We start from the raw sequence: 10,718 nt of genomic DNA on the forward strand, positions 1-10,718 counted from the left end.
GAACTCGGCCGACACGTGGACGAAAATCCCGGCCGCCGCGCCTTCGTCGCCTATTTCACCGAGCATAGGCCTTCTTATGCGATCGAGGCAGGCCCGTGGAAGGCTTACGTCATCGAACGGGTCATCCGCGCGATTCACGATGACGATCCGGCGACGTTCACAAGCCAGTTGCAACACGCGCCGTGGCTATTGGGCGACAACTGGATCGGCGTACAGAACCGGCTCGTTGAACTCGCAGCGGCAAACGATCGCGGCAAAATTCTCGCCGCCTTCCTCGACCTTGATCCCGCGATCCTGCGGCATCGGCCGCCGCCGCCATCTCAAGCCATCGAGTTCGCGTTCACTTACAAACGCACCCACCTGGTGCCGTTGCTTACCCGCATCTGGCCGCTTCCCGACGACCTGCCGCATGCCGCGGGCATGGGCGATCTCGCGCGCGTCAAGCGTTGGTTCAACGAATCCGGCGCGCCGGTGGACGATCTTCGCAACCATTATCCCTTCAACGACCCGCGCGCACGGGGCCATCTCGCCTGGGATCCGCCGGCGACCCAGCAGGTGCTCGACGTCGCGCTCGCTTTCGCGGTCACCAACGATCACTTCGAGGTGGCAGACTTCCTGCTCGCGCACGGCGCCGACATCAACACCCGATGGAGCTCGCACGAACCGGCGAGCCTGCTGCACCACCTGATTTCCAGCGGAACCTACGAATCGATGCAGTTTGTCATCGACCGCGGCATCGATATGACCATCAAGGATTATCGATGGGGCGGTACGGCGCAAGGTTGGGCCTACTATGCCAACAAGGATCGCCATATGGCGCGATGGCTCGCGGCGCAGCGACAGCGCAGGAGCAACAAACGTGCGCGCAAGCCAGTGTCGCGAAGCGCAAATAACGAGTAGCGGAAATGAAAACGGAGGCCTCAAGGCCTCCGTTTTTTGTTTCCCCTAGCGAGATTTCGGGCGATCGATGCTACACGCTACTCACTATTCTCCATTTCGCTCGTGTCTACCGCCGCCCCTGCGCCGGCGGCGGGGTCGGCGTCGAGGCCGAAGCGGCAGCCGGCGATGTCGAACTGCTGGCGCCGAACAATAGCCGCGTCGGGTTGCGGTCGAGATTGTTCACCGCGCGGCTGATATCGCCGAGCGTGCGCCGTCCGTCCGCCATCAGCGCGCCGGAACGCTTGTCGAAATCTTCCGCGAGTTCGCGGATCGACTGCACCGTCAGGAACAACTCGCCGCCGTCCTTGCCGCCGGCGAGCCGGTTGAGGCCGAGCATCAGATTGTCAGCCTTGCCCATGACGCCGTCGACTTTGGCCATGACGTCGTCGATCTTCTGGGCGTTGCGGGACAGCGCCCCGGTAAAGGTTTCCAGATTGTGCAGCGAGTTCTTCACCGCCTGCTGGTTCTCCGCAACCACGCGGTTGATGTTCTGCAAGGTGCCGCGGATCGCCTCGGTGACGTCCTGGAGCGCGTTCGGATCGGCGGTCAGCACCGGAATGCCGTCCTCGCCGAGCGGAACCGGCGGCGCGCCCTCCTCGCCGCCTTTCAGCGAAATCGCAGCCACACCGGTCAAGCCCTGGAATTCGAGCCCGACAAGGGTGTCTTTGCGCACCGGCGCGTTGTTCTCGACCATCGCCAGTGCGACCACGCGACGCGGGTTGTCGAGCTTCACCGAGACGACCTCGCCTACCCTGATACCATTGAAATTGACGCTGCCGCCATTACGCAGGCCAGCCGCCGGACCTTCGAAAACAATTCGCAACGGGCTGCGCAGCTTGGTGGTGTGCAGGCTCTGGAACCAGAGCACGAATCCGAACGCGGCGGCGATCACGGCAAGCGTGAACGATCCGATCAGAACGTAATTCGCCCGCGTTTCCATCACTGAACTCCGAAACCCACCAAAATACGCCCAATAGCCGAAATTGGGGGCAAAAAATGAACTTGTGGACTATCCCATGACCGCGCGGGCGCGTTTGCCGTGGAAGTAGGCCCGAAGCCAGGGATGCTGCGAGGCCTGCATGTCGGCCATCGATCCTGCGGCAATGATCTTACCGTTCCCTAAAACGGCAATGCGGTCGCACGCTGTATAAAGGCTGTCGAGATCGTGGGTTACCATGAAAACGGTCAGGCCCAAAGTCCGCTGCAGGGTCCGGACCAGTTCGTCGAAGTCGCCGGCGCCGATCGGATCGAGGCCGGAAGTCGGCTCATCCAGAAACACAAGTTCCGGGTCGAGCGCGAGCGCGCGCGCCAGCGCCACGCGCTTGATCATTCCGCCGGAGAGTTCGGAAGGGAAACGGTCGGCGACCTCGGGACGCAAGCCGACCATCACGAGCTTGGCGATGGTGATCTCGTCAAGCAGGCGCTGGCTGACGTTCAGATATTCGCGCACCGGAAACTGGATGTTCTGCCGCACTGTGAGCGAGGAGAACAGCGCGCCCTGCTGGAACAGGATGCCCCAGCGCCGCTCCACCGCGCGCCTTTCGGACGAGCTTGCCGCGTCGAGGTCGACGCCGAACACTTCGATGCGGCCCGAGACCTTCGGCACCAGCCCGATTATGGTGCGCGTCAGCACCGACTTGCCGGCGCCCGACGGTCCGACAAAGCCCAGGATCTCGCCGCGCTTGACGTCGAGGTCGAGCCCGTCGAGCACGCGTGTCTTGCCGAACTGCACCGAGATGTCGCGCACGCGGATGATCGCGTCCTGTTGCCGGATCTGCACCTGGTTCAGACCTTGGCTCGGAAGTTGGCTCTGCACCTGGATCGTCATCGTCACATCCCGATCGAGGCAAAGAAGATCGCGAACACGCCGTCCATCACGATCACGAAGAAGATTCCCTTCACGACCGAGGACGTGGTGTGCTGGCCAAGCGATTCGGCGCTGCCCTGCACCGCGAGCCCCTCGACGCAGGCGACGATGCCGATTACCGCGGCCATGACAGGCGCCTTGATCAGCCCGACGGTGAAGTGATCGATCGAAATCGCATCGCGCAATCGCAACAGAAAGGCTTCGGGGTCAACCCCGCCATAAAGCCAGGCGACCAGGCCGCCGCCGTAAAGCGCCGCGATCGCGCCGAGAAAGGCCAGGATCGGCAGCGCCAGCACCAGCGCCAGCATTCGCGGCAGGATCAGCACCTCGATCGGATCGAAGCCCATGGTGCGCAGCGCGTCGATTTCCTCGCGCATCTTCATTGAGCCAAGCTCGGCGGTATAGGCGCTGCCCGAGCGGCCCGCCACCATGATCGCGACCAGAAGCACGCCGATCTCGCGCAGCACCAGCACGCCGAGCATGTCGACCACGAAGATATCGGCGCCGAACCTGCGGAAGTGGAAGATGCCCTGCTGGGAAATGATGCAACCGATCAAAAACGTGATCAGCACGACGATCGGCACCGCCCGCCAGCACACCTGCTCCATGTGGTGGATGGTCGATGTCAAGCGGAAGCTCCTCGGATGGGTGAACACATGCCAGCTTGCGGCGAGCACCGCTCCCAGCATGTCGACGAGGCCAAGGATGGTGCCGCCGACGCTGGCGACGCTGCGGCCGACCTGATCGAGAATGCCCGTAATGGTCACCGCCGGGACTTCGGCCGCCGGAACGGCCTTCACGCGGCGCACCTCCTCGACCAGGGTCAAATAATCCGCCGACAACCCTGCAATCTTGGCTTCGATACCGCCCTGGGTCAGGCTGCGGCGCAACCGCTCGATCAGCCACGCCCCGAAAGTGTCGAGCTTGGAGATCTGCGAGACGTCGATGAAGACGTTCGCGGCCCGTCCCTTCAGCCGCTCGGCCTCGGAGACCATGTCTTCGAGTTCGGAGGCAAAGCGCGCGGTCCAGGGGCCGGCTGCGCACAGCGCAAGGCCGTTGCCTCTTGCGATACGCTCCAATGTCGGGTCGCCGTTCACGATTCCAGCTCCTGCGCCTTGTCCTGAGATCTCACTTGAAGAGGAACGTCCGAATGCGATCTGGTACACTTGTGTAACACGGCGCGGCCGGACGGTTCAGAGAATTGGTTAGATATTAAAATGACTTCCGAGAAAGTGCCAACGCTTGAAGCGAGAATCGAACGTTGGCCGATTGAAGGCAACTTCACCATCAGCCGCGGCGCCAAAACCGAAGCGGTCGTGGTCGTGGCGGAAGTGACCCACGGCCATCTGACCGGCCGCGGCGAATGCGTACCCTATCCCCGCTACGGCGAGACGCCGGAGGCAACGCTTGAGGCCATCCTTGGCATGACGGATGCCATCGGTGGTGGGCTTGACCGGCTCGCCTTGCAATCGGCGATGCGCCCGTCCGCTGCCCGCAATGCGCTCGACTGCGCCCTGCTCGACCTCGAGGCCAAACAAGGCAACAGACGCATCTGGGACCGGCTCGGCCGGGCCGCGCCCGTGCCCTGTGTGACGGCCTACACCATTTCACTTGGCACGCCGGAGGCGATGGCGGCGGCGGCCGCCAAGGCCGCGCACCGCAAGCTTCTCAAGGTCAAGCTCGGCGGCGACGGCGATGGCTTGCGAATTGCGGCCGTGCGCAAGGCCGCGCCTGATTCCGAGCTCATCGTCGATGCCAATGAAGCCTGGAGCGAAGCCAATCTCGCGCAAAATCTTGCCGCCTGCGCGCAAGCTGGCGTGACACTGGTCGAACAGCCGTTGCCCGCCGGCCAGGACGGGCCGCTCGCCAATATCAGGCGGCCGATTGCGGTTTGCGCCGACGAAAGCGTGCATGATCGGGCTTCCTTGAGCGGGCTTCGCGAACGTTATGACGCCGTCAACATCAAGCTCGACAAGACCGGCGGACTGACCGAGGCGCTCGCGATGGCGGACGCGGCAACCGCGCAGGGCTTTGGCATCATGGTGGGTTGCATGGTGGCGACCTCGCTTTCGATGGCGCCCGCGATGCTGCTGACGCCAATGGCCCGTTTCATCGACCTCGACGGACCGCTGCTGCTCAAGCGCGACCGCGACCGCGGCCTGCGCTACGACGGCAGCCTGGTTTATCCGCCTGAGGCGGCGCTGTGGGGCTGAGCCTTCAAGAAGCTGCTCGCCATCCTCATGACGGCCACGCCCGATAACGCCATGATGGCCATCGCGTAATACGCGCCATGGCCGTAGCGTGCGTAGAGCATGCCCGACACGATCGAGGCGCTGGAAGAGACGATGCCGCTGCAAGCCGCAAGGTAGCCCTGCGCGCGCGTGATGACCGGGACCGGCACATGGCGCACCATCAATCCCATCGTACCGAGTTGCGTCAGCCCGTAGCTCATGCCGTGCGCGAGCTGGACCAGGACGAGCGCCGCAACCGGCGGCTCCTGCGCGGTGATCAGCCAACGCGCCACGGCGCCGATCCCTCCGATCATGACCAGCGTGGACGGTTGCAGCGTAAAGCGCGGCGAGATCGCGAACACCACGATCTCGGCGATCACGCCGAACGTCCAAAGCGCTGCAATCGTCAAGCCGCCGAAGCCAGCGGCCTGCCAGGTGATCGAGCCGAACACGTAATAGGTTGAATGGCTGCTTTGAATCAGGGCGGACGCGGCGATGATGCCGAGAAATCCGCGATCGCGCAGCAAGGCGGTCGAGCCTTGCGGCGCCGAAGCATGGGCCTTGATGCCATCGAGCGGCTTCAGGCCGAAACTGGCCACGGCGCCGAGCGCGCCGACGCCCGCAATGATCCAGATCAGATGCCTCGCCTCGATCAGGTCGACCAGCCAGCCGCAGCCGAGCGCACCGACGATAAAGGCCGCCGAGCCCCATAGCCGCATTGGTCCGTAATCAAGGCGGTATCGCACCACGCCACGCAATGCGTAGGCATCTGTCAGCGGTAGTGTCGGCGTCCACGCGACCGCCGTTACCGCGTAGGCGAGGAACACGGCGAATGGCAGATGCTGGGTGCCGACAATGGCAAAACCGAACGCCGTGACGATAGCGGTCGCGATCATGGCGCCGCGCACCGCGGCATGCCGCTCGGCAAGGCTCGTCAAAATGGGCAGGACGGTGAATCGGGTCACGGCGGGAACCGCCGATATCAGCCCGATCCAGGCCGCATCGATACCGGTTGCCCGCAGCCATACCGGAAAGAACGGCAACTGGCAGCCGAACAGGGCGAAGATCGCGGCGTAAAACAGCGCCAGACGGCGGGCGAATCGCCGCGATCCTTGCGAAGATGCGATGGGGATTTGTGATTCGGACGGCATCAATTCAATTGCGATTCGAGCGATATCATGGTGATCGTTAGCCTAACCCGCGATGATTTGCTCCAGTGGAGCGGATCAGCCACGTACCCGAAAGGCGAATGTCAAATCCAAAGCTCCACTGCAATCCTATATTTGCGAGCGGTCCTTTGATTCCATCATTTGCAAAAGTGCCTGCTGAGAACGGATGCAAATGTCGGAATCGGACCGCTCGATGAGTTAGCCATGGCCGACGACGCATTCGCCCTGTCCCCGATTTCCGCGCGCGCGGCCCAGCCGAGCGAGGCGGATTACGACGCTATCCAGGAAGCGTTCATGGAGACCTCGCGGGGGCGGTGGTTTCTCGGCGAATATGCCAAGCGCAATCGCAATGCCGACACCAGAATGGTGCTGGACGCCGTGGCGCGGATCGAGGAAACGCTGGCGGCCTCGAAGAAGCCGGAGCGGGATCCGCTGCTCGACCGGGCGCTGGAATCGCTTCGCGATGCGCTGATGCAGGCGCGCGAGGCGGCGCAAGCCGCGGTCGCCGATCTGGCGCTGGAACAGAATCTGATGCCGGTGCGCAAGGGCGCCCGCGTCATCCGCGAGATCGCCTGGCGGCTGCGCGAAATCGGCGCGGACGGCCGGATTTGCGACCTGATCGATTCGCAAGTCACGGCCATCGAAGGCGCCGCCGCAAAGATGGCGCCGGCCGATCTGGCGCGTGCCCTGACCGGCGCTTTCGATCAGATCGAGCAGAGACTCGCAGCCTTCGACGCCAGCGAGGCGCCGGCGTCCGCCGCGCCGGTCACCGAGGCGGGACCGCCGCAAGCCGCCGAGCCCGAACCGGTCGCGCTTGTGCAAGCCGAAGTCACGGCCGAGGAGCCGGACGCGCCTGCCGAGACCGTGTCCGCGGCCATCATCGCGCCCGAAGCTGAAGCCGTGCCCGTCGAATCCGCTGTCGCCGATCAGGCCCCGGTCATGATGGCCGCTGAGGACGCTGCGGCGGCCGATGACGCCGGCGAGCCGCGCGATGCCTTCGATGCCCATGACGAGGCCCTGCTCGATATGGTGGCGATGGAGATGGCCGCACCCGACACCGATGCGGCCTACGAGCCCGAGGACGCCCAGATCTACGAGGATCAGATCCAAGAGAGCCACGCGAACGAGGTTCATCAGAGCCAGTTCCAGGCCAAGGTAATTGAGGAGCCGATCGAGGAGCCGGATGCCGAAGAGGTCCCGTCCAGCGCGGCCGCTTACGAAATCGACGTGACCTTCCCGGAGACGCGCAAAGCCAACGGCGCTCCGGCCACCGCTTCCGCACTGCCGGTGGTGACCCCGCTCCAGGGGCCACCCGCGCCTGAGGCAATTTCTGTCCCAAGGCCGCCCGCGCCTGACGCCATATCCGTTCCGGCGCCGCTGCCCGAGACCGAGCCCTCGCTCGGCTCAAGCCTGATCGCGAACGGCATTGTGCAGCGGCCGCGCGCCTCCCGGCCCGATCCGCTGGCGCCGATCCGGCGCATGAGCCAGACCGAAAAGATCGCGTTCTTTTCGTGATCCTTGGACCGACGATGCCTTCCACGGAAGCAACACTCACGCTTTGGCGCCCGGTTGGTCCAAAAGAGCTCGAATTAATCTGCCAATCGGGCATGCGCGCTTTCCCACCGCGGCTGCCAGAACAACCGATTTTCTATCCGGTATTAACCGAGGAATACGCCACGAAAATTGCGCGTGACTGGAACGTTCCTTCCAGCGGCCAGGGATTCGTCACCCGCTTTCAAATCGCGCGACACTTCATCGATCGTTACGAAGTGAAAGAGGCGGGCGGACGATCCCATCAGGAATACTGGATTCCCGCAGAGGACCTCGACGCCTTCAATCAGGCGATTGTCGGCCTGATTGAGGTTATCCATAAGCTTCCCTGAGTCGCCTGCCGTCGCAAGAGGCGCCGCCGCGATTACTTCACCGGGAAATGCACCATCGTGACCCCGCCGGAGGCATAATTCGGTACGTCGCCGGCGACCGCCTGTCCTTCTTTCGATCCAAGGCCGTTCATCAGCGCGGCCTCGCTGTCGAAATCGGCCTCAAAGATGCAGAAATAAGGCGCCTTGCCGGGTCCGAGTGCTTTGACGTCAAACGAGTAGCGGGGATTCTTGATGCCGGGAACCTTGTGCGCCAGCGGCACATGCGTCTCGACGTAGTATTTCCTGAAATGCGCGGGGTCCTTGGGTTCGTTGTAAAGGACGAGCAGCCTGTGCATCTAAAACCTCCCGATCTGTTTTCTCGTTGGCGTCTTCGAGCGCGCGGCAAACGATAGCAGACCGGTCGGGCTTTCGTCAGACGCAACTGCGCTTTCTTCAGGCGATGAGGCGCGAATAAAGTTCCGAATCCACATTGCCGCCGGACAACACGATCACGACCGTCTTGCCTTGCGCATCGATGCGCCCCGAAAGCAGCGCGGCAAGGCCGACCGCCCCGCCCGGCTCGACCACGAGCTTCAACTCGCGGAACGCGAACGAAACCGCCTGACCGACTTCAGCGTCGCTGGCGGTGAGGCCCTTCGACAAGAGCTTGCCGTTGATGGCGAAGGTGATTTCGCCCGGAATGGCCGCCATCAGCGCATCGCAGATGGAGCGCCCCTGCGCGCCATGGGCCTCGCGCTTTCCCGCGCGCAGCGAGCGGGCGTGATCGTCGAAGGCTTCGGGCTCGGCCGACATCACTTGCGTCTCTGGGAAACGCGACTTGACCGCGGTGGCAACGCCTGCAATCAGGCCACCGCCGGAGACCGGCGCCACCACGATATCGGGCGTGACACCGAGCGCGGCGAGATCTTCGCAGATTTCGCGTCCCACCGTGCCCTGGCCCGCGATCACCTTGGGATCGTCGTAAGGCGGCACCAAGGTCGCGCCGCGTTTTCCGGCGATATCGCGCGCGATCGCCTCGCGGTCCTCGCGGTCACGATCGTACAGCACGACCTCGGCGCCGAAGGATTTGGTGCGCTCGCGCTTGAGAAGCGGCGAATCCGCCGGCATCACGATGGTGGCCGGCATGCCCAGAATTTTCGCCGCCGCCGCTACCCCTTGCGCGTGGTTGCCGGACGAGAACGCCACCACGCCGCCCTTGCGCGCGCTGTCCGGTATCGAGGACAGCTTGTTGAAGGCGCCGCGGAACTTGAAGGATCCGGTGCGTTGCAGGATTTCCGGCTTGAGGAACACCTTGGCGCCGACGCGCTCGCAGAGCACCGGCGGCGACAACAGTGGGGTTCGGACCGCAAACGGCGCGATGGCCTTGGCGGCGGCATCGATATCGGCGGCGCTCACGGGCGCGTGAGTGAGGGGCTCGTTCATGCAACGATTTAACGCTGCTTCTTGCGCATCTGCAAGGGAGCTCACGCCGCAACCGCGCTGCCCTTTCAGCGTGCACGTCGCAAGCGTTACGCCGCGGCGCGGGCCGCCACCGACGGAACCGGCGCGGGATGCCGCACCAGATCGGTCCAGGTGATGATTTCGAAGCGGCCGTCCTCGTGCTCGACGAGCGCGGTGCAGCTTTCGACCCAGTCGCCGCAATTCATGTAGCGGATGCCCTGCTCGTCGCGGATCACGGCATAGTGGATGTGGCCGCAGATCACGCCTTGCGCGTCGTGGCGGCGCGCTTCGGCGACCAGCGCGTTCTCGAACGCGCCGATATAGTTCACCGCCTTCTTGACCTTCTGCTTGGCCCACTGCGACAGCGACCAGTAGCCGACGCCGAACAGGCGGCGGAAGAAGTTGACGAGGCGGTTCATCTGGATCGCGAAGTCGTAGGCCTTGTCGCCGAGATGGGCGAGCCAGCGCGCGTTCTGCACCACGAGATCGAAGATGTCGCCGTGGATGACGAGGTAGCGCTGGCCGTCGGCGCCGGTGTGAACCGCATTCTCGACCACATCGATGCCGCCGAAATGCGTGCCGTAATAGCGGCGCAGGAATTCGTCGTGATTGCCGGGAACGTAGATGACCTTGGCGCCCTTGCGCGCCTTGCGCAGCATCTTCTGCACGAAGTCGTTATGCGATTGCGGCCAGTACCAGCTCGACTTCAGCGCCCAGCCATCGACGATGTCGCCGACCAGATAGATCGTGTCGGCGTCGTGGACGCGGAGAAAATCGAGGAGTTTATCGGCCTGCGAACCGCGCGCGCCGAGATGCACGTCCGAGATAAACAGGGTGCGAAAACGCCGCTCCGGCTGTTCTTCACTCATCATCTGGTCACTTCCCATGCGCGCGCCTAACAGATTCAGATGACACTCCAATGACTGGGCACGCCTGCGATTTTCCGAATCGGACGCCGCCCATTAAGACTTGCGATAACAGCCGCTTGCGACAATCTGGCGACATCGCTCGCACATCCGGAAAGTCAGGGATCAGTGCGCTGTGGTTAACGCCGCACCTCCAAAATGAGGCCGCAAAATCGGCGCTTCTCGCGACACAAAGGGGGACGAGCCGTGCACAACGATCAGCCACTCGGCCCTTCATCGTCATCCCTGCGAAAGCAGGCCCAGGACACTCCCGTGTCCCGCAC

The 10,718-nt window shown here is 63.7% G+C and carries 11 protein-coding genes; 4 read left to right on the plus strand and 7 right to left on the minus strand.

Going from position 1 to position 10,718, the window contains the following annotated elements; all coding sequences use genetic code 11:
* The coding region (locus tag VFL62_RS01585) for a hypothetical protein (RefSeq protein WP_325170627.1) at positions 1–900 on the plus strand (900 nt) is incomplete at its 5' end.
* Positions 901–1,006: 106 nt separating this feature from the next.
* Here the strand turns inward: VFL62_RS01585 and VFL62_RS01590 are convergent.
* From VFL62_RS01590 to VFL62_RS01600, 3 genes are all read right to left on the minus strand, one after another.
* Positions 1,007–1,879 carry an MlaD family protein gene (locus VFL62_RS01590; protein WP_325170628.1) on the minus strand — a complete coding sequence of 291 codons (873 nt, stop codon included), beginning with the start codon at positions 1,877–1,879 and terminating at the stop codon, positions 1,007–1,009.
* 69 nt (positions 1,880–1,948) lie between these two features.
* Positions 1,949–2,767 carry an ABC transporter ATP-binding protein gene (locus VFL62_RS01595; protein ID WP_325170629.1) on the minus strand — a complete coding sequence of 273 codons (819 nt, stop codon included), beginning with the start codon at positions 2,765–2,767 and terminating at the stop codon, positions 1,949–1,951.
* 2 nt (positions 2,768–2,769) lie between these two features.
* Positions 2,770–3,903, minus strand: a complete 1,134-nt coding sequence (locus tag VFL62_RS01600; RefSeq protein WP_325170630.1) for an ABC transporter permease — start codon at positions 3,901–3,903, stop codon at positions 2,770–2,772.
* A gap of 120 nt (positions 3,904–4,023) precedes the next feature.
* Here VFL62_RS01600 and dgcA point away from each other — a divergent pair, with 120 nt between their 5' ends.
* Positions 4,024–5,019 carry an N-acetyl-D-Glu racemase DgcA gene (gene dgcA / locus VFL62_RS01605; protein WP_325170631.1) on the plus strand — a complete coding sequence of 332 codons (996 nt, stop codon included), beginning with the start codon at positions 4,024–4,026 and terminating at the stop codon, positions 5,017–5,019.
* Here the strand turns inward: dgcA and VFL62_RS01610 are convergent.
* The gene (locus VFL62_RS01610) at positions 4,989–6,188 is read right to left on the minus strand and encodes an MFS transporter (protein WP_325170632.1); all 1,200 of its coding nucleotides are present in this window, start codon (positions 6,186–6,188) and stop codon (positions 4,989–4,991) included. The genes dgcA and VFL62_RS01610 overlap by 31 nt on opposite strands.
* Positions 6,189–6,410: 222 nt before the next feature.
* Between VFL62_RS01610 and VFL62_RS01615 the strand changes: the two genes are divergently transcribed.
* Positions 6,411–7,721: a hypothetical protein gene (locus tag VFL62_RS01615; protein ID WP_325170633.1), complete on the plus strand. Its 1,311-nt coding sequence runs from the start codon at positions 6,411–6,413 to the stop codon at positions 7,719–7,721.
* A 14-nt stretch (positions 7,722–7,735) separates the two neighbouring features.
* Complete coding sequence (locus VFL62_RS01620) at positions 7,736–8,089, plus strand: ADP-ribosylation/crystallin J1 (protein ID WP_325170634.1); 354 nt, start codon at positions 7,736–7,738, stop codon at positions 8,087–8,089.
* 32 nt (positions 8,090–8,121) lie between these two features.
* Here the strand turns inward: VFL62_RS01620 and VFL62_RS01625 are convergent, their stop codons facing one another.
* From VFL62_RS01625 to VFL62_RS01635, 3 genes are all read right to left on the minus strand, one after another.
* The gene (locus VFL62_RS01625; RefSeq protein WP_325170635.1) at positions 8,122–8,424 is read right to left on the minus strand and encodes an EthD family reductase; all 303 of its coding nucleotides are present in this window, start codon (positions 8,422–8,424) and stop codon (positions 8,122–8,124) included.
* 97 nt (positions 8,425–8,521) lie between these two features.
* Positions 8,522–9,511: a threonine/serine dehydratase gene (locus VFL62_RS01630; protein ID WP_325170636.1), complete on the minus strand. Its 990-nt coding sequence runs from the start codon at positions 9,509–9,511 to the stop codon at positions 8,522–8,524.
* A gap of 86 nt (positions 9,512–9,597) precedes the next feature.
* Positions 9,598–10,398, minus strand: a complete 801-nt coding sequence (locus tag VFL62_RS01635; RefSeq protein WP_414644573.1) for a UDP-2,3-diacylglucosamine diphosphatase — start codon at positions 10,396–10,398, stop codon at positions 9,598–9,600.
* Positions 10,399–10,718: the final 320 nt, after the last annotated feature.

This window comes from Bradyrhizobium sp. (assembly GCF_035701725.1).
Classification (GTDB): domain Bacteria; phylum Pseudomonadota; class Alphaproteobacteria; order Rhizobiales; family Xanthobacteraceae; genus Bradyrhizobium.